The sequence below is a fragment of the Methylobacterium phyllosphaerae genome, assembly GCF_001936175.1.
Taxonomy (GTDB): Bacteria; Pseudomonadota; Alphaproteobacteria; order Rhizobiales; family Beijerinckiaceae; genus Methylobacterium; species Methylobacterium fujisawaense.
Window position 1 is genome coordinate 5276552 of sequence record NZ_CP015367.1, and the last position, 25414, is coordinate 5301965.

Sequence of the window (25414 nt, forward strand, 5' to 3'; positions counted from 1 at the left end):
GCGGTTACAGGCGCGCCGGGTCGCCTGCGTCGGCCCGGAGTGCCAGGATCAGGGCAGTCATGTCGGTCGGCAGCGCACTCTCGAAGCGCAGCGTCTCACCCGTGCGCGGGTGACTGAAGCCGAGCAGTTCCGCGTGGAGCGCCTGCCGTCCCAGGGCCGTTAGAGCGGCACGCGCCTCCAGACTCAGGCGGGCCGCCTTGGTGCGGAAGGCACCTCCGTAGACCGTGTCCCCGAGCAGGGGATGTCCGCGATGGGCGAGATGCACGCGGATCTGATGCGTGCGACCCGTCTCCAGGCGACACCGCACGAGGGTAGCCTCGCGATAGGACTCGGCGACGGCATAATGCGTGACCGCATGGCGGCCGCTGTCGTCGGAGACGACGGCGATCTTCTCCCGATGGAACCGGGACCGGGCAAGGCTGGCCCGGATCGTCCCCGCCCGCGGCTGGGGCAGGCCCCAGACCAATGCGGCGTAGGCGCGTTCCAGCGGCCCGGTCCGGCCGTGATCGGCGAATTGCGCGGTGAGGCCCTGATGCGCCGCGTCGTTCTTGGCGACGACGATCAGGCCGCTCGTGTCCTTGTCGAGGCGATGGACGATGCCGGGGCGGCGCACTCCGCCGATCCCGGACAGGCTGGCCCCGCAATGGGCGATGAGGGCGTTGACCAGCGTCCCGCTCTCGTGGCCCGGCGCCGGGTGGACCACCAGGCCGGCCGGCTTGTCGATGACGATCAGATCGTCATCCTCGTAGACGATCGGCAGGTCTGCGGCTTCGGCCACCGGCTCGGCCGGTGCCGGAGGCGGCACGGTGAGGATGATGGACGCGCCGGCGGCAACTTTGGCGGCCGGATCGCGCGCCGGGAGACCGTCCCGCTTCACATGGCCTGCGCGGATCAGGTCCTGCAATCGGGCCCGGGACAGATCCGGGAACAGCGTGACCAGCGCTCGATCGAGCCGCACGCCTCCCTCGGCCACGATCCCGGCTTTTTCGACGTCTCCGTTGTCCACCACGATCCTTGTCCGCGCCCGATCTGACCCGCCGAGGCGGATTTCCTGACGAAGGCTCTTGCTCCGCCGCCGGGTCGTGGCTATAGCACCCCCGCGCCGCCGGAAAGCTCCCATCGTCTAGCGGTCTAGGACGTCGCCCTCTCACGGCGAAAACAGGGGTTCGATTCCCCTTGGGAGCGCCACCGGCGCATTTTTCATAAATGTTGGCAGCATTTCACCCCATGGTGGGTGCCCGAGCCCGCAACTCCAGCGGGCCGCGCTGTCCCGCCTCGAAGCCTTTCCACGCGATGTCAGCAATCCGTGCTTGCTACGCCTCGTGCGTGCAGCCGCGCTCGGCGCGTTAGCCGCGGTCGCCTGTCGCAGGCCTTGTGGCCGTGCCGACGTTCCATCGCTCAAAGACGCAGTTCGTCGTCAGGGATATGCCGAGAATTTGGCGGGTCGGGCGGCAGGTCGCCGACCTGATGCGCGATCGCTCTATCCTGCAGGACGTGCGCAAGCGGGAGGGGTGAAGGCCCGCCGCTCGCCGCGCGATCGCTGGCTCCCTGCCGGTGGCCTGCGGCATCAGCAAGCGCGTGGCCGCATTAGCCAGCGGCTTCGGCCATTCGTCCCAGTGCGAGCGTAAGCGTTCGGGTCCACAGGCGGCGCTGCGCATGCGGCTGGGCGGTGCAAACGCTTCCGGGTGAACACTCCCGTGCCAGACCACCTTGGACCCCGCGGTGAATGGCTGTGCAGGGCTTTCGCTCGGTCGCAGCTTGAGCTTGATCCGGACGTGCTCGTCCGACCCGTCATCCCCGAATGAAAGCTCGAAAACGGAACCGTCCCCTGTCTGCACGGCACAGACGGTTCCGTTCCTCGCGCGTGCTCCCCTGATCAGCGGCAGCGATGGCGCCGTCCATCCCGGCCGAGATAGGTCCCGGTCTGCGGATCGTAGGACCGGAAACGACGCGCGCAGTAGCGGTCATCACCGATGGTGCGATCCGAATCGACGTCGTCGTAGCCATAGGTGACCGGAGCGTAGCCGCCGCCATATCCGACGTCATAGCCGTAGCCGTATCCCGGATAACCGTATCCGCCGTAGAGGCCTCCCACGGCCACTCCAAGGCCGAGCCCGCCGAGACCATATCCGCGTCGTCCGTAGCCGTATCCGTAGGGACTTCCGTAGAAGCCTCGGTTCACGCCGTAATGCCGATGCAGGCCGTAACCGCGGTGGGCGCCGAGGTCATGGGCGAGCCCGCGATTGGGGAACCCGTGGCCGACGCCTGGCCTGCCGAGATGAGGGTTGCCGAAGCCCCGGTTGGCAAACCCACCACCACCGGCCGCCGCGGCTCCGAAATTGTGATTGCCGAAGCCCTGGTTGACGAAGCCGCCGCCGCCCGCTGCAGCTCCGAAATTGTGATTGCCGACGCCCCGATTGGCGAAGCCGCCGCCACCCGCTGCAGCTCCGAAGTTGTGATTGCCGAAGCCCTGATTGCTGAAGCCGCCGCCACCGGCGGCTGCGGCCCCGAAGTTGTGGCTGCCGAAGCCTTGGTTGGCGAAACTGCCGCCGGCCTGTGCCCGGGCACCGGTGGGTGCCGCCAAGAGGGCGCCGGCGAGGATTGCCGATGCAATCGCTGTGACCGTCTGGTTCATGGTCGCCACGCTCGCTGTGTTGAGTCTATCTGGATCAACGTCGCGCCAGCGGCGGCCAATCCCGCTTCCTTTTGTCCTGCGACCAGATCGCTGGTCGATCCGACCGATGATCGGGGGCGTGCGATTGTCCCGGCCCGGTTACCCTTCGCCATTTCAGCCCCGCAGTCCTGGCCGCACCGGGCATTTTATTGCGCTGTATCGTGATAGCTCTGATCAGGGATCCGCTCGTTCTCGCCACCTGAGCTTCGGGTCTGGGAAGACCCGCCCGGTTCACCGGCGCGGGCCTCTCACGCGCGTCGGCAGTCTTCTCACCGAGACCCGTTCCCTCAGTACCGGACGGTGCGGATACTGCCGCCACCGCCACCCACGACGCTCCGGATCACCTCCTTGGTCGACGGGCTGATCCCACCATCGCCACGCAGACGACGCCCATCCGCTCGTTCGAAGCGCGCGACATCGTCGGAGCATCGATCCAACGCATCCCTCACCTTCGACGCGAGGGGACCGCCGCGGTGCGCGCCGGCGCCGCTCATCTCGAACCGCAGGCAGGATGCCAGGTAGCCTTTCAGGTCGTCGAAGGCGGCGGCTTGCGCGCCCGTCGTCATGACGATGAAGAGCAGTGCGGATCGGGCGAGCATGGGGCAATCCGGGATACGGCGGTTGACCCGGACAACGTGCGAGCGGGCCATTGGTCGCTTCAAGGCTCACCCGACGGAGGCAGGTGTGCGTGTGTGCTGCCGGTTCGGGACGCCCGTGCGTCCGAGTCCGGCGCCCCGGCGTAACCACCCCCTGCGATCCCATCCCGGGCCGCGTTGCTGTCGGCTCACCGCTTGTGGGTTCAAGTATCCTGACCCAAGCAAGCCATCAGACGCGCACTTAATTCATGTGCCGGCGCCGAGCCTGAAGCTCCTGCTGAGCGAGCTTGCGCCCGACCTCCAACAGCAGCGCATCCGCGCGTGCTTTCAGATTCGGATCCTGCAACTGCGCGAGAGACTGCTGCGCGGCCAAAAGGAGTTCGGCTGCTCGTTCTAAGGGTGGCATGCAGAGTGGGTGCAACTCACCGCCCGTCGCCGCTCTCGTGCCGGTGCGCGACCGCGTCAGATCGATGATGATGCCCCGTCCCCGGATCGGACGCCCCGATGCGTCGCGAACGGTATAGCCACGGTCGAGAACCCATCGCGTAACACCATCAGCCGAAAGCACCCTGTACTCGGCAACGAAAGGGGTGTCTTCGTCGATGCTGCGGCGGATCAAGGCGTGGACATGCTCCTGATCATCCGGATGCATGCCGTCCACAAACGCCGATAGCGGAACGCCTGTGGCTGCGGCGTCCGGATCGACGTTGAACATCAATGCCACGAACGTGTCTGCACGCACCGAGTCCGAGACGATGTCCCAGTCCCAGGTGCCGGCCACCTCGACGGCGTCCAACGCCTGCTGCAATGCAGTGGGGCGAGTCTGGATGTCAACGAGCTTGAGCTTCGGCACCGAGACGCTCACGATTGCTGCGGGACCAACCTTCAGTTGCGAATGTATAAAAGCACTCACACTGGCTTCAAGCGATATCGAGAACAATATCAACCGGAGCGTGTAATTGGTGCCGGATACGGCACGGATTGTGGTAAGAAGCAGCCGAACTGGCGTTTTTCGCGCCAGCGCGGAGCGAGCGATGGGACAGAAGATGCCGCTTCAAGCGAAGGCCGGGTCGGATGGTTCCTGGGATAATCGCAGCGACAGCCGCTCCGCAGCCTCGGCCGGCGATGACGCAAGGCGTCTCGTGACCCGCATCGCGGGGGCGCTTCAGGTTCAACCCGACGTCCTTTACGCTCCCGACGCGGCCAATGCGCGAACTTACAGCGCCACGGATGGCGCTAAGCTCGATCAGCAGTGCGAGGCGCTGCTGTACGCCTACAGGCGTATCCGAGATCCCGAAGAACGCCGTCGGCTCCTGCTGCTCGTCCAGGACGCGGCTGAGGAGACCGAGGCTTTGATCGGACGCTCTTCCGCCTCGTGAGCAGACTCGCGCGGGGCCGAGCGGCCGGTTTTCGCTCATGAATAGGTTGAACTGACGGCACGCGCCGAGAGATGCGAGGCGTGTCCCAGTCGCGAGACCGGACCCCCCTGACACAACCCTCGCACAAGGATCGCCCTAGGTGTCCGGTGTGGGGAAGGCGACAGGAAGGACGAGGACGAGAGGCCGCGTAACATATCTCGACGCATCGCTAGAACGTATTGCGGACTGTCATGCGATTTAACTCCGCAGTATAGAGCCGATTAATCCCATTCCCGTGGTCGCAAAACCGTTTTAGGCGTAAAATCAATGACTTTGTAGTCGTATGAATATCGATTGCGTGCGGTGATGGGTTTCGTGGCGACCATAATGTCTTGGCGGTCGTATTGGAGGATTCCAGGAGGTGCCGGATGCATGGCGGCGCTGTTTCAGATAATACAGTGCCGCACCTCTGTCGCCCGGTCATTCTGGATTATAGATCGGCTTTCAAAGCTTTGCGTTAGGCTCATATGGATCATGTGGGCGCCACAGGCTTCAGCAGCCTTTCGGATACCGCGAAGACCTGCATGGCGGATCGATTCATCGGGTAACAGGAGGACGGTGGCAGCTTTGTTGGACTCGGCGTGTCCGTTGTTGGGCGTCGTGAGGAGCCAAGAGTTCCCTCCGCCCCCCCCTTCAGGCCAACGCCAGCCGCCCTACGATCCGTCGGCCGATGTCGCGCGCGCCAGCTTTGGTCGGAAGGCCTCGAACTCAGTCAGAGACGCCCGCATCAGAAATGGATCAACTGCCTCGGAAAAGCGATGATCGCGATCATACGGATCGAGGAACCCGGGCTGACCCAGCAAGGGGCTCACCAGGCCGCCGTTCAAGGAAGGCGTCGTTCGAGGTATCCGATTGACTGGCCGATCCGAGCCAGCCGCGCCGCGTCTTCAAACGGCATCACGGAATTTGCGGCGCTGGAGAAGGCGATCCGGTTATCGCTGCCTGTTCCGAATGGGCGGGCGACCATGGACGTCCGGCTCCGCGGCGGCTCCGTTACCAGAACCAGATGAGGCGGCCGGATACCGCGTAGATGACGAACCAGAGCCCGACAGCCAGAGCCATCGACGCGACGACGAGAGCCGGATGAGGCTTCTTGCGGGTGCGAGAGGACGCGACGGGAGCGATCTGGTCCATGGGGATGGCGTGTTCGGGCCTCGTACCGATCGCATGCATCGAGGTTCCTCGGGCGGAAGACGGAATGTCCGGTGGATGCGGTCAGCGACAACGGCGCCTTACCAGCAAAACCAAACCCCCGCGTCCTCATCAAAAGATGGATTGACGCCGCGATGGCCGGTGTCGGATTGCGCACGGCGCTCGCATCCGCGATCACCGCCGGGTCTTCCGTCTGCGATTGGCGGGAATATCGGGGACGTTCCGAAACGACGGTGGCGGAGTTTGGCCCCGCATTCCCTACGCAGGCTCAACCTTATGCCGCCGCGCCGGCCATTGCGCAGCGCGCCGCCCGGGCCAGTCGGTCCCCTGTCGGCGGATCGTCGGGCGGCCTCCTGTCGCTTGTTGCACTCCTCAAATGATCGCCACGCCTCGCGGACAGGCGTCCGCGCGACCGTCGAGGGACGTCATTGCATGCGGCATTGCATGCGGCACGGCTGTTCTGGAACGTTGACCTTTCTCGCGGCCCAAGTTTCCGGCTCCGGAAGAATGAGCGAGGTCCGACACGTCGCTGGGCAAGGGCAGCGCGCCCCGATCACGCTTCTCCGAGATCCCGCAGGAGTCTGTCGCGCGCGCGGCTGACCCGGCTCTTCACCGTGCCTGCGGGGCACCCGATCACCGCGGCGGCGGCCTCGTAGGGGAGGCCGTCGATGGCGACGAGGAGGAGCGCTTCGCGATAGGCCGGCTCGAGGCGGTCGATGGCGGCCTGAACCTCCTTCAGTCCGAGGGCGTGATCCTGCGCGGCCGGTTCGGAAACGGTGGCAGCGTGGAGGCCGTCAGGATCCGCGATCTCGAGGCGCCTCTTGCGCCGCCCGTTGATGAAGCCGTTGCGCAGGATCGTGAATAACCAAGCGACCAATCGGGTGCCGGGCTCGTATCGCTCGCGATGCTCCCAGGCCTTGAGCAGCGTGAACTGTACGAGATCATCCGCTTCGGCTCCATCGAAGGTCAGCGACAAGGCGTACCGCCGGAGACGCGGCACCAGCGCGATCAGGTCGTCCTTGAATGCATCGGGAACCTGCCCGCCGGCTTCGGCTGCATCGAGGGCCGCGGACAATCGATCCAGCACGGCGGCGAGCCGCGAGCCGACATCAACCGCCACGACCTCTGAGTAGTATTGCCGCAGCCGATGACCGAGCTGCGCATGGACATACGAGATGACGGGATCGGACGCGTCGGCCGGATCCCGCTTTTCGTCGGCGGGCTGCACGGGAAGCTCTCGTGTCGATGGGATGGAAACATTGTCGCAGCGGACGACACGTCCGGCGGAAGGGCGCGGACTTATCTCTGGTCGATAACGACAGCGTCAATGATGCAGGTATACCAGTGTAAAACGCGAGCGCAGTGGAACCTGCTTGTGCGCAACCCGTTTGTGCCCGGCTGCCGGAGGGGCGGCGAGCGCGGCATGGGGTGCGAGAGCGGTGACGGCGGGCGTCGACAGGCACGAACTCCGGCAGATCATCGCCGGCCTGAGCGAGGGCGTGATCCTGGTCGAGCCCGACCAGACCATCGCGTACGCCAACGCCGCCGCCCTGGCGATGCACGGCGCCGAGAGCCTCGACGAGCTCGGGCCGACCGTGGACGCGTACCGGGACCGGTTCTGCCTGCGCTACCGCAACAACGTCGCGCCCAACCAGTATCCGATCGAGCGCGTCGTCGCCGGCGAGCGCTTCCACGATGTCGTGGTCGAGGTGCGCCGGGCCGACAAGCCCGAGATGGATTTCGTCCACTCGCTGCGCAGCCTCGTGGCCACGGACCGCGACGGCAAGCCGAGCTGCCTCGCGCTGATCCTCAAGGACGTCTCCGACCAGTTCGAGGCCGAGGAGCGGTTCGAGCGGACCTTCAACGCCAACCCGGCCCCGGCGGTGATCACCCGCCTGTCCGACCTGCGCCACGTCAAGGTGAACACCGGCTTCCTGGAGATGACCGGCTTCACCCGCGACGCCGTGATCGGCCGCAGCGTCTACGAGGTCGACGTCCTGGCCGGCGCCCGCAACCGCGACCTCGCGGTCGGGCGCCTCGAGTCCGGCGGCACGATCCCCCAGATGGAGGCCTGCCTCGACCTGCCCGACGGCGGCAGCCGCTTCGTGATCGTCGCCGGCCAGCCGATCGCGATGGGCGACGAGCCGTGCATGCTGTTCACCTTCGCCGACCTCGAACTGCGCCGGAAGGCCGAGACGGCCCTGCGCCAGAGCGAGGAGCGCTTCGCCAAGGCGTTCCGGATGACGCCGGTGCCGACCGTGCTGGTGCGGGCGGACACGTTCCAGGTCACCGGCATCAACGAGGCGTTCAGCCGGGTCTTCGGCCACGGCGAGGACCGGATCGTCGGGCGTAGCCTCGACGAGGCCGGGCTGTGGGTCGCCGACAAGCAGCGCCTGCAGGTCGAGGCCGCCCTCGACCGGCACGGCTACGTCCTCGGGGTCGAGGTGTGCCTGCGCCACGAGAGCGGGACGAACCTGGACTGCCTGGTCTCGGCCGAGCGCGTGACCATCAACGATGCCGAGTTCGCCCTGCTGGTCCTGCAGGACATCACCGAGCGCAAGCACACCGAGCGGGAGCTGTTCGACGCGATCGAGACCGTGATGGCCGACACGTCGTGGTTCAGCCGCGGGCTGATCGAGAAGCTCGCGACCCTGCGCCGCCCCGGCCGGGAGGCCGCCGAGGGGGCGGCGCCGAACCTGACGGTGCGCGAGCGCCAGATCCTCAACCTGATCTGCTCGGGGCTCGGCGACGACGCGATCGCGCGCAAGCTCGGCCTGTCGCGCAACACGGTGCGCAATCACGGCGCCGCCTTGTACCGCAAGATCGGCATCCACAAGCGCAGCGAGGCGGTGGTGTGGGGGCGCGAGAACGGCTTTCCGCTGAGCAGGCCTGACGGATGAATACCGCCGTACCGGTATGGACGGACCATTGATCGGGCGATGTCCGCCCTCATCTTCCGCGCGGCCAGAGTTCTTCCGCGCAGGATGAGGCGCCCGCGACTGAGCCCCCTCGCCGGCGCCGCCCCACCGCGACGCCCCCTGGCGACGCCCCCCGGCGATACCCCGTCGCGATCCCCCCTCGCGACGACCCACGACGACCACCACCACCGGAGTGACAGCGTGACCACCATCCAGACCGTAGCAACGCCCCTCGCGCCGGACGCGCACGCCGACACGCGCGCCGTCCTGCTCAACCAAGTGTCCTGGGGGGCGATCTTCGCCGGCGCCGTCACCGCCCTGGTCACCCAGGTGATCGTGAACCTCGTCGGCGTCGGGGTGGGCCTGGCCTCGGTGGGCACGACGGCGGCCGACAACCCGTCGGCCTCCACCGTCTCGATGGGCGCCGGCATCTGGTTCGTGGCCTCGGGCATCGTCGCCTCGCTGGCCGGCGGCCTGATCGCCGGCCGGCTCTCGGGCAAGCCCCTGCCGGGCGCGGCCGCCCTGCACGGTCTCGTCTCCTGGGCGGTGACGACGCTGGTCGTGCTCTACCTGCTGACCTCGGCCGCCAGCGGCCTGGTCGGCGGCACGCTGAGCACCGTCTCGGGGGCGCTCGGCGGCGCGGGCAACCTCGTGGGCGGCACCGTGCAGACGGCGGCCCAAGCGGCGGCGCCGTCGCTGGCGAAGATCTCGAACCCGCTGGACGGCATCGAGCAGAAGGTCCGCCAGCAGACCGCCGGCCAGGACCCGCAGGCGGCCCGCGACGCGGCGGTGGCGGCGATCAAGGCGCTGTTCACGGGTGACGCGTCGCAGAAGCAGCAGGCCGAGGCCCGCGCGGCCGACGCCCTGGCCAAGGCGCAGAACATCCCGGTCGATCAGGCCCGCCAGCAGATCCAGGACTACGAGACGCAGTACGACCAGGCGGTGGCCACCGCCAAGCAGAAGGCCGAGGCCGCGGCCGTGACGGCCAAGTCGGCGGCCACGCAGGGCGCCTTCTACGCGGCGCTGGCGCTGATCCTGGGGGCCCTGGCGGCCTTCCTCGGCGGCCGCCTGGGCGCGCCGAAGCCCGCGACCCTGCTCGGCGCCTACGAGACCCGGCGCGTCTGACCGCCTTCGGCGCCCGCGCCTCCATGCGGGCGCCGCCCATCCCCGGCGGGCGGAACGCGCCCGGCCGGGATCCCTGCCCCCCTCCAACCGCACGGAGCACACGCGATGAGCAGCACCACCGACAAGATCAAGGGTCTGGCCAACGAGGCGGTCGGCAACGTCAAGCAGGCGGCCGGCAAGGCCACGGGCAACGACAAGCTGGTGGCCGAGGGCAAGGCGCAGGAGCTGAAGGGCGAGGCCCAGAAGACCGTCGGCGACGTCAAGGACGGCGCCAAGACCCTCGCCGACAAGATCACCGGCAAGCACTGATCCTCATCCCGCGGCGCCGGGCCACCGGCGCCGCCCCTCGGCCCATGTCCGGTACGGTGCCGGGCCGAACCGCTCAATGCGCGGGAGCAGAGCCGATGCGGCACTTCGCCAGCCTCTTCCTGCGTCAGGAATTCGTCTTCCTGGTGCTCGCCATCCTGCTGAGCGTCGGCGCCGGCGTGGCCTACTGGGTGTCGCGCGCCACCGTCCTGACCATCGCGGTCGCTCCCAAGGACGGGACGGAGCCGGCGCTGATCCAGGCCTACGCGGATGCCCTGGCCAAGCGCCACAAGGAGATTCGCCTCAAGATCATACCCTTCGACGACGTGCGCGACAGTGCCGAGGCGCTGCGTGACGGGCGGGTCGATCTGGCGATCGTACGCCCGGACGTCGAACTCCCCGACAACGGCCTGACGTTGGCGATCCTTCGCGACCAGGCGATGATCATCGCCTCGCCGGAAGCCGCCGGGATCGACCGCTTCCCCGATCTCGATCGCAAGCGCCTCGCGATCCTGGCCCATCGGGACGCCGACGAGGCGCTCATCCGCGCCATGCTGGATCACTATGGTTTGACGCTGGTCACCACCGAGCCGGAAGGCGGTCTGCCGCCGCGCCACGTCGCCCTGGTCGAGATGGCCGAGAGCGACCTGGGCGCGGCCTTCGCCCGCAAGCGGGTCGACGCAGTGATCTCGGTCATCGCGCCGACCGCACCGACGGCCCAGCGGATCGTCGGCCTCGTCCAGGCGGCCAGCCGCAACCGCAAGATCTCCTTCGTGGATGTCGAGAATGCAGAGGCGATCGTCGCCCGGCTGCCGCGTCTGCAGGTGGTCACCATGCCGGCCGAGACCTTCGGCGGCAGCCCCAAGGTGCCGGCCGACGACGTTCACACGGTCGGCGCTTCGTACCGGCTGATGGCGCGGTCGAGCCTCGCACGCTCCGTGGCGGCCGACGTCACGCAGCACCTGTTCGAGCTGCGCAGCGCGATGGCGAACGTCACGCCGGCCGCCGACTACGTTCAGGCCCCCGCCTATGACGGCACCGTCGGCGCGACCAGCGCGAGGCTGCCCATCCATCCCGGCGCCGTCGATTATTACGAGCGCGAGCAGCAGAGCTTCATCGAGCGCTACGAGACCTGGATCTACCTGCTCGCCTTCCTGGGCGGCGGCATCGGCTCCGCGCTCGCGTGGATCGGCCAGCGCCTGTCGCGCCTGCGCCGCGAGCGCGTCGAGGAGGCCACCGACCGCCTGCTGCAGATCCGTCAGGAGGCGCAGGAGACACCGGATTCCGGACGTCTCGAGATTCTGGCCCGGGAGATCGACGATCTCGCGGGCGACATCGCCAAGCATGCCCTGGAGCGCCCGACCGAGGCCCGGACGATGTCGGCGGCGACCATCGCCATCGACGCGGCCCGTTCGACGGTGAAGCGCGCCATCACGGCTGGCCGGAGCGCGGATGACGGCTTGGGCCTGGCCGGCAGAGCCGTCGCGGCAGACGCGGCCCAGACGCCGGCATGACCCGATGCGGCGGCCCACCGCCGTACCACCCGGGCTTCGGCCCGCACCAAGGAAGGACGACGCCATGAGTAAGGGATATCCCTCGATGACCGCCCTGCTGGGACTGCTGGCGGTGGCCGGCTACCAGAACCGCGACCGGATCGCCGAGTGGCTCGGCGGCCACGCCAAGGATCCGGCGCGGTCGCCGGCACCGCAGGTCCCGCCCGCGACGGGGTCGACGATCCCGGCGAACCTGGATCGCCTCCTCGGCGGCGCCAGCGCGGGAGGCGTCGGCGGCCTCATCGCCGGCGGCCTGACCGAGCTGGTCGATCATTTCACCAAAGGCGGCCATGCCGAGACGGCGCAGTCCTGGATCAATCACGGCCCGAACCGCGACATCCCGGCCGCGGATCTGGAGCGCGCCATCGGGCCGGACACGTTGGCGGCCCTGGAGCAGCGTACGGGCCTGAGCAAGAGCGAACTGTTGGAGCGCCTCTCGCGCGACCTGCCCTCGGCCATCGATCGCTACTCGCCCGACGGACGACTGCCGGCCTTCAGCTGATCCGCTTCGCGGAGGTCGTCGCGGCGACGCCGCGACGACCTCCGCCGACGATTCCGGCAGCCGCTACTCGACCAACTCGTCCACCTTCGCCATCAGCGAGGGCGAGATGGTCAGACCCAGGGTGGCGGCCGTCTTCAGGTTGAGCAGGGTGATGAAGCGCTCGCTCGCCTGCACCGGCAGGTCGCCGACCACCGCGCCGCGCAGGATCCGGTCGAGGTAGCCCGCCGCCCGCTGCACATCCTGCTCGACGCTGGTCGTGTAGGCGGCGAGGCCACCGAGGCGGACCGGCGCCGCATAGGCGTAGACGGCCGGGAGACGGTAGGCGGCCGCCAGGTCGACGATCCGCTGGCTGTACACGCCGGTCACCGCGTCCGGCAGCGCGATGAGGCCGCCCTTCGGCTGAGCGGCGAAGCCGGTGATCGCCGCCTCGATCTCGGCGGCGTCGTGCACGCCGGCGATCCGGGCGTCGATCCCGAGTTCGGGGCCGATCCGGGCCATCTCGGCCGTGTAGCCTGCGAGGCGCGCCCGGTAATCCGGGTTGAGCAAGGCGAGGGCCCGCGTGACGCCGGGACTGAGTTCCTTCAGGAGTTGCAGCCACTTGCCGACGAGAATGAAGTCGAAATTGGTGAAGCCGGTCAGGTTGCCGCCGGGCCGCGACAGGTTGGATACGAAGCCGCCGCCGACCGGATCCTGCAGCATCATGAAGACGACCGGAACCGTCGTGGTCGCCCGCTGGAGCGCCGTCGCGCCGACGACGCCCTGCGCGAGCACCACGTCGGGCTTGCGCGCCAGAATCTCCTCGGCTTGACCGCGCATCCGCTCGGCTTCGCCGTTGCCGTACTGCAGGTCGACGGCGAGGTTCTGGCCCCAGATCCAGCCGGCCCGATTGAGGCTCTCCTTGAGCGTGTCGACGATGACGGGACTGTCGGGATGCGCTTCGCCGTAGACCAGCAGGATCCCCAGGCGACGCTGACCCTTCGCCGGCCCGGCGGCGAGGGCCGGCCACGCGGCCGCGCCGCCGAGGCCCGCGATGACGTCGCGCCGTCTCATGCTCCGGTCTCCCGCCTTCACCCGTTCCGAGCCGCGCCGATCGGGAGGGGGTCCGATCGCGCGCCTGGGGATGGTAATAGGCGCTGCCTTAAGGCGGGGCTATCGCGGGTACCGATGGGGATCCCGGCGGGGCGCGGAACTCAGCGGACCTCGACCCGGCTGCCGCTGCCGCCGTTCAGGAGGCGCTTCAGGTGGAAGGCCGCGACCCCGTCGTCGGGACGCAGCCCGACCAGGGCCGCGAAGGCCGCGAGGGCGCCGGCCTCCCCGGCATCGAGCTTCGCGTAGGCGTCCTGATACTGGGCGAGCAGCGCGTCGCCGTAGACCGCCTCCGTCAGGGGTTCGTAGGCGCGCAGAGCCGTCTGCTTGCCGCGCAGGAGGAGGTCGCCGAGGGGCCGGCCGCGGAACTGCCCGGCCCGGATCACCACGGCCTCGCTGACGCAGATCCGCGTTCCGAACGCCTTGTTGGCGTTCTCCAGGCGTGCCGCCGTGTTGATGGTGTCGCCGTAGGCCGTGTAGTCGAAGTATCGGCCGCCGCCGAAATTGCCCACGATCGCCGGCCCGGCATGGACGCCGATCCGCGTCACGCCGATCTCGATCCCCCGCTCCCGCCAGCGCGCGCGGAACACCTCGGCCACCTGATCGAGGGCCAGCGCGCAATCCACCGCCCGGGCCGCGTGGTCCGGTTGGTCCCCCGGCGCCCCGAACAGCACGTGCAGAGCGTCGCCGACGATCTTGGCCACCGTCCCCTCGTGGGCGAAGACCACGTCGGTCATCTCGGCGAAGTAGCCGTTGAGGATCTCGGCGAGCTGCGCCGGGTCGAGACTCTCCACCAGGCTGGTGAAGCCGGCGATGTCGGTGAACAGGGAGGCCACGTCGCGCCGGTGGCCGCCGAGTTCCAGGCCCGATGCATCCCCCGCGAGCCGCTCGGCGAGGTTGGGCGAGAAGTACCGGGCCAGAGAGGCATGCGCCCGCTCGGCCAGCGATTGCCGCCGCCGGCCCTCGCGCAGAGCCTCGACATGCCTCAGCGTCCGCTCGATCGTCGTCTCGAGATCCACGAAGTCGATCGGCTTCGTCAGGAAGTCGAAGGCACCCCGGTTCATCGCCGTGCGGATGTTCGCCATGTCGCCATAGGCCGAGACGATGATGGTCGAGGGGCGCTCGGCAAGGTCCTGCAGCTTGGCGAGCAGCGTCAGCCCGTCCATGCGCGGCATGTTGATGTCGGACACGACCAGATCGACGTCGCGGTTGTCCGAGAGGCGGTCCAGGGCCTCCTGTCCGTCATGGGCGAACAGGAACGTGACGAGGCCCTGGCGGATCTGGCGGCGGAACTTCTGGGTGATCAGCGCCTCGAGATCCGGCTCGTCATCGACGACGAGGATCTTGGCGCTCGGCATGCCGGGGGTCATTCGGCCCCCGAGAGCGCGGAGAGGCGGCGGTCGATCTCGGCCTTCAGGACGGGGAAATCGATCGGCTTGGTGATCAGGCCCACCGCGCCGGCGGCGATGACCTTCTCGCGCGTCTCGGCATCGCCGTAGGCCGTGATCATGATCACCGGCACGTCGGGCCGGGCGGCGCGCACCCGCGGCAGCAATTCGAGGCCGGTCATCCCGGGCATGTTGATGTCGGAGAGCATCAGAATCAGGCTCGGATCGTTGGACCCGTTGATCCGGTCCAGGGCCTCCGCCGCCGAATGCGCGAAGCCCATCGCGAACCGTCCGGCGCGCAGCTCGCGGCGGAACTGCTGCCGAAACAGGTCGGTCACGTCGGGTTCGTCATCGACGACGAGGATCAGGACGTTCATGGCTGGCTCTCGGTCTCGGTCGCCGGCTGTGGAGGCGCAGCGGGCGCGGTCGTCGTGACGCTCTGGCGCGGCAGGGTGATGGTGAACTCGGTGAAGGCGCCTGGCTCCGTGGCGACGTCCACCGTCCCGCCGTGTTGCTTGACGAGGATGTCGTGGCTCAACGAGAGCCCGAGCCCCGTTCCCTCGCCGGCCGGCTTCGTGGTGAAGAACGGATCGAACATCTTGGCCTTGACGCTGTCGGGGATACCGGTGCCGTTGTCGCGCACGCGGATCTCGATGCTGTCGCCCCGATCCCGGGTGGCGATCGACAGCGTCGGTTCGTAGCCCGGCTCCGCGCCGTCGGCCTTCTTCTCGGTGGCGTAGAATCCGTTCGACATCAGGTTGAGGAGGACCCGGGTGATCTCCTGGGGAAAGAGGTCGGCCGTGCCGGCGGCCGGATCGTAATCGCGCACGAGGGTCACGTTGAAGCTGGGTTTCGCCGCACGGGCTCCGTGATAGGCAAGATTCAGGCTCTCCTCGACCAGAGCGTTGACGTCCACCGGGCGATGCTCCCCGGACCCGGTGCGCGAGTGCAGCAGCATATTCTTGACGATCGAATCGGCACGCTTGCCGTGCTGGACGACCTTCTCGAGATTGCCCTTGAGAAGGCCGGTGATCTCCTCGACCTCCTCCCGCGTGCTCGGATCGAGCGAGGCGGGTTCGAGCACGTCCCGCAACTCGTCCACCAGCTCGTTCGAGAGCGATGCGAAGTTGTTGACGAAGTTCAGCGGATTCTTGATCTCGTGAGCGATGCCGGCGGTGAGCTGGCCCAGGGACGCGAGCTTCTCCGATTGCACGAGACGGCTCTGGGCTCTCTGAAGGTCATCGAGTGATTGATTGAGGTCGCGGGTCCGCTCCTCGACCTTGGCTTCCAGGGTCTCGTAGGATTCCTGGACGCGGCCCGCCATCGTGTTGAACCGGTGCGCAAGGGTCTCGATCTCGTCGCCGGTGCGGATCACGATGCGTTCCGAGAGGTCTCCGGATCCGAAGCGTTCTGCGCCATCCTCCAGCTGTCGGATGGGAACGACCATGCGCCGCGCCAGGAAGGTCCCCGCCACGGCCGCCAGCAGCACGCCGAGGCCCATCAGGGAGGTGGTCTGGATGACGGATTCCAGAGCCGGCCCCATCGCGTCGCGCAGCGATTCCTGCACGAACACGATCCAGTCGACCCGCGGGATGGTGGCATGGGCCGCCAGCACCCAGCCGCCGTCGAGGCCGGTGGTGATCTCGTAATCCTGTCCCGCCATCCGGGATCCGGGCAGCGCCGCCGCGACTTCCGACAGACCGGACAGGTCGGTGTCACGCAGGACCAGACTCAGATCCGGGTGCGCGATCAGGCGTCCGGTCGCGGTCGTCACGAAGGCGTAGCCGTGCTCGCCGACGTTGATCGCGCTGACCACATCCCAGATCAGCTTCAGATTGACTTCCGCGACGGTCACGCCCGGGTCGCGGCCGGCATGGGCGACCGAGACCGTCATGTAAGGCTCGGAACCGCGCCGGAAATAGACCGGGCCGAACCAGGTCTTCTGGGCGAGGGCCTGGGTGAACCGCGGAGAGGTCGAGAAATCCTTGCCGCTGCCTACGGCGTCGGGTTCGAGCCGCGACACCCGCAGCTGTTCCTTTCCGGCCGGATCGAGATAGGCGACCTCCGTGATCGCCGGCGCCTGGCGCAGCAGGCGAATGAAGTCGTAACGCTGCTGCTCGGGGGGGATCCGCCGCCACTCGGCGCGGGTCGTCCAGCCGATCTGGCTCTCGATTCCGGACAGGAAGGCATCGACGCGTTCGGCGGCCGCCCGCGCCTTGGTGCGCTGCGTCTCGATCGCCGTCCGCTTGGCGTCCTGATAGTTTAAGGTCAGGTCGACGGCCCCGTTGATGAGCAGGACCAAGCTGACGAGGCCCACGAAGGCCACCGCGAACTTGACCGACAGCGGCACGCGGAGCCACCGCGGGACCGTATCTCCGGTCGGTGGGGGAAGCGCCGTCACTCGACGATCTCATCGGCTTGGGCGAGGAGCGCCGACGAGATGTCCACGCCCATGCTGCGCGCGGATTTGAGGTTCACGATGAAGTCGAACTTCGTGGGCGCCTGGACGGGCAGGGTTGCCGGGTTCTCGCCGCGGAGAATGCGACCGACATAGGCCGCCGCCCGACGGACCGCCTCGGTCGGATCGGGACCGTACGACATCAGGCCGCCGCGATAGGCGAAGCGCCGGATGGCGAAGACCGTCGGGATCGTGTTGCGCGTCGTCAGCGCGACGATGCGATCGCCGTTGGCCTCGCTGAATGTCCCGGGCGCGACGATCAGCCCCCCGTGCCCCTGTCGCGCGAGATCTGCGATGACAGGATCGATGTCGGCAGTCTTCTCGACCTTTACGACCCTGGGTTCGATTCCCAGCGCGGCCGCGGTGCTGCGGAACGGCTCGGCGTAGAGGTTCTTGCCCCGGATCTCGGTGCTCGGATTCGACAGGAGCGTGACGCGTCGGATGCTCGGCACGGCTTCCTTGAGGGCCGCTACCCATTTTCCACCCAGGGGCGCCTCGTAGAGGGTGAAGCCCGTGATGTTGCCCCCCGGGCGTTGGAGGCTCTCCACATACCCGAACCCGACCGGATCGGAGGCGCCGACGAACACGATCGGAATCGTTCGGGTCGCCGTCGCGACGGCCGAGAGTTGCGCATTCAGATAAGCGAAGATGACCGGCGGCCTTGCGGCGACGAGTTCGGTCGCCAGGATCCGCGTCCGCTCGGGGTCGGCACCGCCCCAGCGGTGATCGACGGGCTGATCCGGATGCCCCTGGTCGCGCAGGGCGGCATTGAACGCCTCCGCGAGCGCGCGACCTTCGTCATCGCTTTCCGTGAACGGCCAGAGCGCCGCCACGTGGGCCTGCGTCTGCGCTCCGGCGATGCGTGGCCATCCGGCCAGCGCCAATCCAGCGATTACGGTGCGCCGCCTCATCCGACCATCGCGCCAAGTCTCCGCCCACGGCCCGCGCCGCGCGGCCCGGACCGCGCGCATCGGCCCGGCCCCCGCGATCGATCGCCGGAGCATAGTGCAAGCTCGGCATTGACACCACGCGCCGGCCCGCCGGCAACGCTCAAAATGCCAGCCGCATCCCGCCGACGATGTTCCGTGGAGCCCCCGCGAAGATCGAGCCGGTCGTCGTCGCCAGCACCGCCGCCCCGTTCTGGAGGCCGGTCGTGGCGCTGATCCCATTGGCGAGATTCTGCGCGGAGGCCACGTAGGTCGTATCGAACAGGTTGCGTACTTCGAGATACACGCTGAGCCGCTTGGCGTATCCGCCGGTCAGGTCCGTGGCGTAGTGCAGGTTGGCGTTGACGATCGCATAGCCCGGCGCCTTCAGCGAATTGGCATTGTCGAGGTAGAAGTCGCCCTGAACCACCGTCTCCACGAAGGCTCCGAGACCGGCGAGCGGCCCGCTCGGCACGTCGTAGCCCAGGCGGGCCAGCAGCTGGTGGGCCGGAACGCCGGGGATCCGGTTCCCCGCCCGGTCGAACCGACGGGTCAGGCTGCCCGCGCTGAGCTGCTCGGTGTAGCGGGTGTAGATCTGGTCGTCGAACGTGTAGGCCAGGGTTCCGCGCCAGCCGGGCGCGAAGGCCCAGTCGGCGCCGACCTCGATCCCCCGATGCTCCGAGGCGGGCGCGTTGAACGTGTAGGCGAGGAGGCCCGCCCCCGGCGATTGCGTAACCAGCTCGTTGCGGAAGAACTCGTAGAAGCCGGTGACGCTGAAGCGGAGATCCGTCACCGGACTCCACTCTGCGCCGAGATCGAAGCCCAGGTTCTCCTGCGTCTGGAGCTGGGTGTTGTTGCCCGGAAGTCCGGCGGGGGTGATGAACAGGTTGCTCGCGGCCGGCGTCGTATAGCCGGTGGCGACCCGGCCGCGCAGCGCCCAGGCCGGATCCGGCCGGTAGACCAGCGCCAGTTCCGGGGCGACGTTGAGAAAGGAGCGGTTCGCGTCCGCCACTGTCCGCGTCGCGCCGCTCGCCGCGTAGCTGTAGGCCAGGTTGCGGCCGGTGATGGACGTGCTCTCGGCGCTGAGGCCGAGAACGCCGGTCCATTGGTCCGACAGGGCGAGTTCGAGCCGCGCCCGGCCGCCGAGATTCGACTGCACCGCCGTCTGATCGCCGATCAGCGCCCCCAGGCGCGGGCCGTCATAGGGCGCCCGGTTGAACGTCGTGATGTGGTTGTCGATCGTGTTGTAGGCCAGCGCGACATAGCCGGTCGCCGGCAGACCGAACAGATCCCCCCGCCGGGTCAGGTCCGTCAGGAAATTCCAGGACGGATACGAGCCCCGCGACGATGTCTGGTAGAAGGGCTGATCGAAGTTGCGCTCGTCGAAGCCGAGCTGCGTGCGCCACGTGGTGAAGGCGTCGATGTCGTGCTCCCAGCGGGCCGCCACGATGGTCCGGCGGTCGTTGCGCCCGAAGCCGCCTTCATCCGCCGTCACCGGCACGGTCGCGCCGAAGGCTCCGTTCCGGAACAGGTTGAAGGTGGTGCAGCCGGCCGCCGCGCTTGCGGCGGCGGCGCAGCCGCGCTGGTACGGGTTGATCCGGTACTGGGCCAGGGACGAGCGGGCGGGAAGGTTGGCGTCGAGGGTGTTGTTGATCACCTTGAGGGTGAAGCGGTTGTCCGGGGTCGGAGTGTAGCTCGCGAGCAGATTGATGGTCTGCGTGTCATAGCTCGCATGGTCCTGATAGCCGTTGGCGCGGACGTCGCTCGCGAACAGGCTGATCTCGAACGGACCGCTGACGCCTCCGACGGTAAAGTAATTGCTGAGGTAGCCGAAGCTGCCGGCATCCACCCCGATCTCGTAGCCGTCGATCTCCCGCCCGGTCCGCGTCCGGAACGCGAGCGCGCCCCCGGTGGCGTAGTTGCCGAAGAGGGGCGATTGCGGCCCGCGGAACACGTCGATCCGGCTGTAGGCCCGCGGGTCCGTGAGGTCGAAGCGCGACGCCCCGTCCGGTTGGGTCAAAATGAAGCCGTCCTCCAGAACGACGGTGTTCTTGATGACGCCGGTGGAGCGGGCGTTGTTGCCGCGGATCGAGATCACCACGTCCCGGCCGCCATTGCCCTGCCGGACCGTGACGCCCGGGCTGTTCACCAGGACCGATCCGATGCTGGTCGCCGGCCGGTTCGCGATGGTGCCGTCCCGGCCGATGCCAGTGACGATCTCGCCCACCGGATGCTCGATGACCGAGGGGGCCGCGCCGGGGGGCGCGGCCACGCCGAAAGGCGGAGCCGTGGTCCGGCCCGCAGACGGCGCCGCTTCGCCCTCCACGGAGAGTTCGTCCAGCATGACCGCGGTCTGGCCGAGGGCGGGGAGGGGGGTACCGGCAAGCAGAAGCGCGAGGGCGCGGCCGCGCAAGGCGGTCTGGTCGGGGGGCATCGGAGGACTCGTCTGATCGGTGGGGCAAGCGGCGGGGCCGCGGGCATGGGCAGGCGATCAGGCGAAACGGGGCGGCCCTCGCGGTTGGCCGGGGATGCGGTGGACCGAGACGATGGGCTTTGGGGGCGGGATCGGCCACGTCACCGCATGCCAGCGCAGGCGACGGGCGAGGCCGACCACCGTCGGAAGAAGCGGCGGGACGGCGCCGGCCCGACACAGCCCGCAGAGGCCGCAGCCCGTCAGTGCCGGCGCATGCGGACCGATGGCGACTTCCGTCGCCTGATCCGGCCCATGCCCGCACAGGATCTGGCCGGGCAGCCCCCACGGCGCCTGCGCCATCCGGATGGCCACGGCCGGTGCCAGCGCCTGGATCCAGAGCGCGCACACGATCAGCCCCGCACCCAGAAGGCCCGGGCGCCGGCGCGTCAGACGAGAACGGGTCCGCACGGGCATGGCGCCCGTCCGCTCCGGATCAGCTCATCCCGCGCCTTCGGAGCCGATCCACGCCGAGATCGAGACCGAGCATCCCGGCGATCGCGAGGCCGGTCAGCGGGAAGAGGATCCCGAGCCCGAGGATCATCAGGGTCACGGTGACCCGCACCCGCCGGTTAGGCGGCCACGGCGGCACCCCGAGGCTGCCGGCCGGGCGCCGCTTCCACCACATCGTTCCGGCCGTCACGGCGAGCAGGATGGTGGCGAGGCAGAAGGCCAGCATCGCGAACTGGTTCGCGCGGCCCCAATGCTCACCTTTGTGGATCCCGATGCCGTATTGGATCGCCCGGCCGACCGGGCCGAGATCGGCGAAGCGGACGTCGACCAGCGGCCGCCCGGAATACTGATCGAGGGTGATCACCCGCTGCCGGGTGACGTCGCGCGGGTAGATGGCGGCGGCGTAGACCCCGTCGGCGCCGACGGGCAGCGCCAGCTCGAAGCCGTGGGGCATCCCCATGCGTCCGAGACTCGCGACGGCCTCGTCGATTCCAATGCCCGCGCCCGCTGCGGCAGGCGGTGTAGAGCGCGGTATGGGCGCGTCCTGCAGGGTCCAGCCCGCATCCTCGAGCCTGTCGCGCAGGGGTATCGTGGAGACCGGCCGGTTCGCCCAGAGCGCGGCCGGTTGGCCGAGGCCGGCGGCATTCGACCATGCGCGGAGCTGCTGCCCCCACCAGATCGACCAGGGCAACCCGGTGAGCGCGAGGAAGAGCAGACCGCCGCCGGCCACGAATCCGGTGACGGCGTGGAGATCGCGCCACCACACGCGCCGGCGGGGCGTGGCGCGAACGGTGACGACGCCGCTGCTCCGACCGCGGGGCCACCAGAGATACGTGCCCGTCACCACCAGGATGACCGCGAAGCCCGCGACGATCTCGATCACGGCATTCGCCAGCGGGCCGAGCAGGGCGAGGCTGTGCAGCCCCCGAACCACCGCCATGAACTCGCGATCGGAGTCGACGCGGTCGAGCACGTCACCGGTGTAGGGGTTCAGGTAGACTTGGATGCGGCGATCGCCCACCGCGACCGTTACGCGCGCGGCGGCGTCCGGGGCGGCGGGATCGACGTAGGTGACGGGCGCGCCGTCCGGCACCGTCTGCAGCGCATTGAAGATCAGGCGATCCGGGCCGAGCGGCGCCATCGCCTGGGGGGCGACCTTGGTCCGGTACGCGAACAGGCTGCCGTTGATCTCATCCTTGAACAGGTAGAGCGCGCCGGTCGCCGACAAGCTGATCAGGAAGGGCAGGCACAGAAGGCCCGCGTAGAAGTGCCAGCGCCAGACGGCCCGGTAGAAGGCGTCGCTGGACAGTCGTCCAGTAGCAGTCGCCCCGTACGCGGGGGCGCTGCCGTGCAGAACAATCGACATGAGGAGAGGTCCGGGCCTGAGCGATCGGGATCGGGATCGTCAGGCCGCGGGCGGACCTCGCGCGGTTCCGTTATAGGCCGGAGGTCCCGTCGTCGGGATCTCGGCTTCCGGGCGCCACGCACACAGCGAGGTCGGCGCGGAGGGCCAGGCCGCCGCCTCCGGATCGATGGGGGGCAGCGTCAGCGTCCCGGCCTGCACGACCGTGCAGCACGCATGGACATGCACACTCTTGCTCGCCGGCTCGCCCGACGAATGCCCGGCGCAGAGCACCTCGCCCGGACCGTCCAGGGCGCGGCTCGGTGTGGCGAGCCCCAGAAAGGCTTGAAGCAGCAGCGCGTAGAGCGCGACCAAGCCAATGATCGCGCGCCCTCTACCCGTTCGAGGCTGCCGCCGGCGCATGGGGCGATCTATGCGGCCGGACTGCGGCGCGTCAATGCGCGGGTCCCATACGGCGCTGGACGCCCTGTGCATCGGCGACGACCGGGAGGGGCGCGCCCCGATGAGACCGCGCCGCATCCGCCCTGACGGCGTTGGGCTCGAGGCCCTGCGGACGCCGCAGAGCGCGCCGTGCCGGATGTCGGCGCACTACGAGTCCGGTCGCCCTTTAATCCGCTCGCCCGGTCGGCAGGGCTGGATTCTTCTCCTGTGTTGCTCATCCTGCGGAGAGATCGGTACAATCTTTATTATTCGTTCTGGATTCATCAGAGCATCAGCTTGACGGCCCGACCTGACTCAATGAGACGTCGTCGGCAGAGTGCCACGGTGAAGGGCATGCCGCGCGAGCGGGAGCTTGGAGAGGGAACGATGGTCTTCGCAGGTCGCGCAGCAGCTGCGGTGCTGTTCTTATCGATGTTGTCGGCCCCCGCATGGGCTGCGGATCCGATCAAGATCGGGCTGAGCGGTCCCTATACCGGGGGATCGTCTTCGATGGGCGTCTCAATGCGCGACGGCGCCAAGCTCGCCGCTGCCGAAATCAACAAGGCCGGCGGTGTCCTCGGTCGGCCGATCCAACTCGTCGAGCGCGACGACGAGGCCAAGAACGAGGTCGGTGCGCAAGTCGCGCAAGAGCTGATCAATAAGGAGAAGGTGGTCGCGACGGTCGGGTTCATCAACACCGGCGTCGCGCTCGCGGCCCAACGCTTTTACCAAGAAGCCGAAATCCCGGTGTTCAACAACGTTGCCACCGGGACGATCATCACCAATCAGTTCAAAGAGCCGGATTACGACTCGAACTACGTCTTCCGGAACTCGGCCTACGACGTGCTGCAGGCGGGCCTGATGGTCGATGAGGCCCTCGCGCAGGGCCATAAGAAGATCGCGATCCTCGCAGACTCGACCAATTACGGCCAGCTCGGCCGTGAGGATATCGAGAAGTATCTCGGCACGAAGGGCGTGAAGCCGGTCGCGGTCGAGAAGTTCAACATCAAGGACGTCGATATGACGGCCCAGCTGCTCAAGGCGCAGCAGGCCGGCGCCGAGGTGATCCTCGCCTACGGGATCGGGCCGGAGCTGGCCCAGATCGCCAACGGCATGGCCAAGCTCGGCTGGAAGGTGCCGATGATCACCAGCTGGCCGTCCTCGATGCAGAGCTTCATCGACATCGCCGGCGCGAACGGCAACGGCGTGGTCATGCCCCAGACGTTCATCGAGGACCAGACGCTGCCGAAGCGCAAGGCTTTCCTTGAGAACTACTACAAGACCTACGGCGTCACGAAGATCCCGACCCCCGTGGCCGGCGCCCAGGGCTACGATTCGATCTACCTCCTCGCCGCGGCGATCAAGCAGGCGGGCAGCACCGACGGCGCGAAGATCCGCACCGCCCTTGAGAACCTGAACGAGAAGGTCGAGGGCGTCGTCACCACTTACGACAAGCCCTTCACCGCCAAGGACCACAACGCCATCTCGCGCAACATGGTCGTGTTCGGGAAGGTGCAGGACGGCAAGATCGTCTACGCCAAGGATGAGGACGCCAAGAACGCCGGTGTCGTCCGCGTCAAGGAGAAGTCCTCGAACTGAGGTCCCGACGCCCGCGCCCACCCGGGCGCGGGTGCCCCAGAGTCCGGCGGCACTCCAGCCTGCTGGCACGTCGCATATCGGTCCCGCGGCGCGCGCCGCGCGGCCGGACGACCCTCCGGTGACAACGCATCCATGGCCATCCTGCTTCAGCTCATCGCCTCAGGCGTCGCGGTCGGTATGATCTACGCCGCCATCGCGTTCGGCTATCAGCTCACCTTCGCGACCTCGAAGACGCTCAATTTCGGCCAGGGCGAGGCGCTGGCGCTCGGGGCCCTGTTCGGCCTGACCCTGGTGCCCTTCGTCGGCTACTGGCTGATGATCCCCCTGGTCCTCGTCTTCGGCTTCGCCCTCGGGGCCGTGGTCGAGCGCCTGGGCGTGCGCCCGGCCGTGAAGATCAAGTCCGAATACGGATGGATCATGGCCACCATCGCCCTCGGCATCATCTTCAAGAACGTCGCCGAGAACGTCTGGGGCCGCGACGACCTGAAATTTCCCTCGCCACTCCCCGAGACTGCCCTCGAAGTGGGCGGCGTCCGCATCCTGCCGATGGAACTACTGATCGTCGCGGGGGCGCTGCTGATGATGCTCGCGGTCGAGATCTTCAATCGCAAGTCGATCTGGGGGAAGGCGGTCGTCGCCACCTCCAACGACATCGACGCCGCCGGCCTGATGGGCATCAACACCCAGAAGGTGATCACCCTGTCCTATTCGATCAGCGCCATGACGGCGGCCTTCGCGGGCGTGCTCGTGGCGCCCGTGACGCTGACCGGGGCCACGATGGGCTCCGTGCTGGCGCTGAAGGCCTTCGCGGTGGCGATCATCGGCGGCCTCGAATCCGGCCTCGGCGTCATCGTCGGCGGCCTGATCCTCGGTGTCGCGGAGACGCTGACCGGCTTCTACATCTCGACCGGCTACAAGGATGTGCCGGGCCTGATCCTGCTCCTCGTCGTCCTCTCCATTCGCCCCGTCGGCCTGTTCGGCAAGGCGGTCATCAAGAAGGTCTGACC

The 25414-nt window shown here is 68.2% G+C and carries 23 protein-coding genes and 1 tRNA gene; 9 read left to right on the plus strand and 15 right to left on the minus strand.

The window, feature by feature from the left end; translation table 11 throughout:
* Positions 1-4: 4 nt before the first annotated feature.
* Positions 5-1009, minus strand: coding sequence for an RluA family pseudouridine synthase (locus MCBMB27_RS24150; protein WP_170861843.1), 1005 nt, complete (start codon positions 1007-1009; stop codon positions 5-7).
* 103 nt (positions 1010-1112) lie between these two features.
* Here MCBMB27_RS24150 and MCBMB27_RS24155 point away from each other — a divergent pair.
* Positions 1113-1188 (plus strand) — tRNA-Glu (locus MCBMB27_RS24155).
* Positions 1189-1876: 688 nt separating this feature from the next.
* On the opposite strand, the gene MCBMB27_RS24160 is transcribed toward MCBMB27_RS24155, so the two are convergent.
* The 3 genes from MCBMB27_RS24160 to MCBMB27_RS24170 all read right to left on the minus strand — a co-directional run bounded on the left by MCBMB27_RS24160 (position 1877) and on the right by MCBMB27_RS24170 (position 4123).
* Complete coding sequence (locus MCBMB27_RS24160) at positions 1877-2635, minus strand: BA14K family protein (protein ID WP_075381452.1); 759 nt, start codon at positions 2633-2635, stop codon at positions 1877-1879.
* Positions 2636-2961: 326 nt separating this feature from the next.
* Positions 2962-3273 (minus strand): hypothetical protein, encoded by a 312-nt coding sequence (locus MCBMB27_RS24165; protein ID WP_075381453.1) that lies wholly within the window; start codon positions 3271-3273, stop codon positions 2962-2964.
* Between the two features lie 238 nt (positions 3274-3511).
* Positions 3512-4123, minus strand: coding sequence for a PAS domain-containing protein (locus MCBMB27_RS24170; RefSeq protein ID WP_043350281.1), 612 nt, complete (start codon positions 4121-4123; stop codon positions 3512-3514).
* 181 nt (positions 4124-4304) lie between these two features.
* On the opposite strand from MCBMB27_RS24170, the gene MCBMB27_RS24175 reads away from it, so the two are divergent.
* Complete coding sequence (locus MCBMB27_RS24175) at positions 4305-4649, plus strand: hypothetical protein (RefSeq protein WP_075381454.1); 345 nt, start codon at positions 4305-4307, stop codon at positions 4647-4649.
* Positions 4650-5681: 1032 nt separating this feature from the next.
* On the opposite strand, the gene MCBMB27_RS24180 is transcribed toward MCBMB27_RS24175, so the two are convergent.
* Both MCBMB27_RS24180 and MCBMB27_RS24185 read right to left on the minus strand, forming a co-directional pair.
* Positions 5682-5861: a hypothetical protein gene (locus MCBMB27_RS24180; RefSeq protein WP_075381455.1), complete on the minus strand. Its 180-nt coding sequence runs from the start codon at positions 5859-5861 to the stop codon at positions 5682-5684.
* A 532-nt stretch (positions 5862-6393) separates the two neighbouring features.
* On the minus strand, positions 6394-7068 hold the full coding sequence (locus MCBMB27_RS24185) for a sigma-70 family RNA polymerase sigma factor (RefSeq protein WP_075381456.1): 675 nt from the start codon (positions 7066-7068) through the stop codon (positions 6394-6396).
* Positions 7069-7279: 211 nt separating this feature from the next.
* Between MCBMB27_RS24185 and MCBMB27_RS24190 the strand changes: the two genes are divergently transcribed.
* From MCBMB27_RS24190 to MCBMB27_RS24210, 5 genes are all read left to right on the plus strand, one after another.
* On the plus strand, positions 7280-8740 hold the full coding sequence (locus MCBMB27_RS24190; RefSeq protein ID WP_043350222.1) for a helix-turn-helix transcriptional regulator: 1461 nt from the start codon (positions 7280-7282) through the stop codon (positions 8738-8740).
* A gap of 219 nt (positions 8741-8959) precedes the next feature.
* Complete coding sequence (locus MCBMB27_RS24195; protein ID WP_075381457.1) at positions 8960-9883, plus strand: PhnA-like protein; 924 nt, start codon at positions 8960-8962, stop codon at positions 9881-9883.
* A gap of 105 nt (positions 9884-9988) precedes the next feature.
* Positions 9989-10192: a CsbD family protein gene (locus MCBMB27_RS24200; protein ID WP_043350217.1), complete on the plus strand. Its 204-nt coding sequence runs from the start codon at positions 9989-9991 to the stop codon at positions 10190-10192.
* Positions 10193-10287: 95 nt separating this feature from the next.
* Complete coding sequence (locus MCBMB27_RS24205; protein WP_043345428.1) at positions 10288-11703, plus strand: TAXI family TRAP transporter solute-binding subunit; 1416 nt, start codon at positions 10288-10290, stop codon at positions 11701-11703.
* 64 nt (positions 11704-11767) lie between these two features.
* On the plus strand, positions 11768-12244 hold the full coding sequence (locus MCBMB27_RS24210; protein WP_075381458.1) for a YidB family protein: 477 nt from the start codon (positions 11768-11770) through the stop codon (positions 12242-12244).
* Positions 12245-12307: 63 nt separating this feature from the next.
* Here the strand turns inward: MCBMB27_RS24210 and MCBMB27_RS24215 are convergent, their stop codons facing one another.
* From MCBMB27_RS24215 to MCBMB27_RS24255, 9 genes are all read right to left on the minus strand, one after another.
* Positions 12308-13294 (minus strand): ABC transporter substrate-binding protein, encoded by a 987-nt coding sequence (locus tag MCBMB27_RS24215; protein WP_075381459.1) that lies wholly within the window; start codon positions 13292-13294, stop codon positions 12308-12310.
* 140 nt (positions 13295-13434) lie between these two features.
* Positions 13435-14700, minus strand: a complete 1266-nt coding sequence (locus tag MCBMB27_RS24220) for an adenylate/guanylate cyclase domain-containing protein (RefSeq protein ID WP_075381460.1) — start codon at positions 14698-14700, stop codon at positions 13435-13437.
* A complete protein-coding gene (locus MCBMB27_RS24225; RefSeq protein ID WP_043760537.1) occupies positions 14697-15095 on the minus strand; it encodes a response regulator in 399 nt (132 codons plus the stop codon). Before MCBMB27_RS24225 ends, MCBMB27_RS24220 begins: the two co-directional genes overlap by 4 nt.
* A complete protein-coding gene (locus tag MCBMB27_RS24230) occupies positions 15092-17068 on the minus strand; it encodes a sensor histidine kinase (RefSeq protein WP_236952804.1) in 1977 nt (658 codons plus the stop codon). Before MCBMB27_RS24230 ends, MCBMB27_RS24225 begins: the two co-directional genes overlap by 4 nt.
* Before the next feature lie 47 nt (positions 17069-17115).
* The gene (locus tag MCBMB27_RS24235) at positions 17116-18087 is read right to left on the minus strand and encodes an ABC transporter substrate-binding protein (protein WP_075382089.1); all 972 of its coding nucleotides are present in this window, start codon (positions 18085-18087) and stop codon (positions 17116-17118) included.
* A 139-nt stretch (positions 18088-18226) separates the two neighbouring features.
* On the minus strand, positions 18227-20536 hold the full coding sequence (locus tag MCBMB27_RS24240; RefSeq protein ID WP_075381462.1) for a TonB-dependent receptor family protein: 2310 nt from the start codon (positions 20534-20536) through the stop codon (positions 18227-18229).
* A gap of 57 nt (positions 20537-20593) precedes the next feature.
* Entirely contained in the window at positions 20594-20989 is a 396-nt protein-coding gene (locus tag MCBMB27_RS24245) for a DUF2946 domain-containing protein (protein WP_075381463.1), read from the minus strand.
* A gap of 19 nt (positions 20990-21008) precedes the next feature.
* A complete protein-coding gene (locus MCBMB27_RS24250; RefSeq protein ID WP_075381464.1) occupies positions 21009-22391 on the minus strand; it encodes a PepSY-associated TM helix domain-containing protein in 1383 nt (460 codons plus the stop codon).
* Positions 22392-22430: 39 nt separating this feature from the next.
* Positions 22431-22742, minus strand: coding sequence for a hypothetical protein (locus MCBMB27_RS24255; protein ID WP_236952805.1), 312 nt, complete (start codon positions 22740-22742; stop codon positions 22431-22433).
* Between the two features lie 453 nt (positions 22743-23195).
* Between MCBMB27_RS24255 and MCBMB27_RS24260 the strand changes: the two genes are divergently transcribed.
* Together MCBMB27_RS24260 and MCBMB27_RS24265 are read left to right on the plus strand one after the other, a co-directional pair.
* Positions 23196-24407: an ABC transporter substrate-binding protein gene (locus MCBMB27_RS24260; protein WP_043345452.1), complete on the plus strand. Its 1212-nt coding sequence runs from the start codon at positions 23196-23198 to the stop codon at positions 24405-24407.
* Positions 24408-24539: 132 nt separating this feature from the next.
* Entirely contained in the window at positions 24540-25412 is an 873-nt protein-coding gene (locus MCBMB27_RS24265) for a branched-chain amino acid ABC transporter permease (protein WP_043345455.1), read from the plus strand.
* The last annotated feature ends 2 nt before the right edge of the window (positions 25413-25414 follow it).

What these genes read in the sequence shown, in the direction of transcription:
- MCBMB27_RS24160 (WP_075381452.1), bottom strand. Translation starts at nt 2,635, where the DNA reads ATGAACCAGACGGTCACAGCGATTGCATCGGCAATCCTCGCCGGCGCC.
- MCBMB27_RS24165 (WP_075381453.1), bottom strand. Translation starts at nt 3,273, where the DNA reads ATGCTCGCCCGATCCGCACTGCTCTTCATCGTCATGACGACGGGCGCG.
- MCBMB27_RS24175 (WP_075381454.1), top strand. Translation starts at nt 4,305, where the DNA reads ATGGGACAGAAGATGCCGCTTCAAGCGAAGGCCGGGTCGGATGGTTCC.
- MCBMB27_RS24180 (WP_075381455.1), bottom strand. Translation starts at nt 5,861, where the DNA reads ATGCATGCGATCGGTACGAGGCCCGAACACGCCATCCCCATGGACCAG.
- MCBMB27_RS24200 (WP_043350217.1), top strand. Translation starts at nt 9,989, where the DNA reads ATGAGCAGCACCACCGACAAGATCAAGGGTCTGGCCAACGAGGCGGTC.
- MCBMB27_RS24205 (WP_043345428.1), top strand. Translation starts at nt 10,288, where the DNA reads ATGCGGCACTTCGCCAGCCTCTTCCTGCGTCAGGAATTCGTCTTCCTG.
- MCBMB27_RS24210 (WP_075381458.1), top strand. Translation starts at nt 11,768, where the DNA reads ATGAGTAAGGGATATCCCTCGATGACCGCCCTGCTGGGACTGCTGGCG.
- MCBMB27_RS24215 (WP_075381459.1), bottom strand. Translation starts at nt 13,294, where the DNA reads ATGAGACGGCGCGACGTCATCGCGGGCCTCGGCGGCGCGGCCGCGTGG.
- MCBMB27_RS24220 (WP_075381460.1), bottom strand. Translation starts at nt 14,700, where the DNA reads ATGACCCCCGGCATGCCGAGCGCCAAGATCCTCGTCGTCGATGACGAG.
- MCBMB27_RS24225 (WP_043760537.1), bottom strand. Translation starts at nt 15,095, where the DNA reads ATGAACGTCCTGATCCTCGTCGTCGATGACGAACCCGACGTGACCGAC.
- MCBMB27_RS24235 (WP_075382089.1), bottom strand. Translation starts at nt 18,087, where the DNA reads ATGAGGCGGCGCACCGTAATCGCTGGATTGGCGCTGGCCGGATGGCCA.
- MCBMB27_RS24240 (WP_075381462.1), bottom strand. Translation starts at nt 20,536, where the DNA reads ATGCCCCCCGACCAGACCGCCTTGCGCGGCCGCGCCCTCGCGCTTCTG.
- MCBMB27_RS24245 (WP_075381463.1), bottom strand. Translation starts at nt 20,989, where the DNA reads ATGCCCGTGCGGACCCGTTCTCGTCTGACGCGCCGGCGCCCGGGCCTT.
- MCBMB27_RS24250 (WP_075381464.1), bottom strand. Translation starts at nt 22,391, where the DNA reads ATGTCGATTGTTCTGCACGGCAGCGCCCCCGCGTACGGGGCGACTGCT.
- MCBMB27_RS24260 (WP_043345452.1), top strand. Translation starts at nt 23,196, where the DNA reads ATGGTCTTCGCAGGTCGCGCAGCAGCTGCGGTGCTGTTCTTATCGATG.
- MCBMB27_RS24265 (WP_043345455.1), top strand. Translation starts at nt 24,540, where the DNA reads ATGGCCATCCTGCTTCAGCTCATCGCCTCAGGCGTCGCGGTCGGTATG.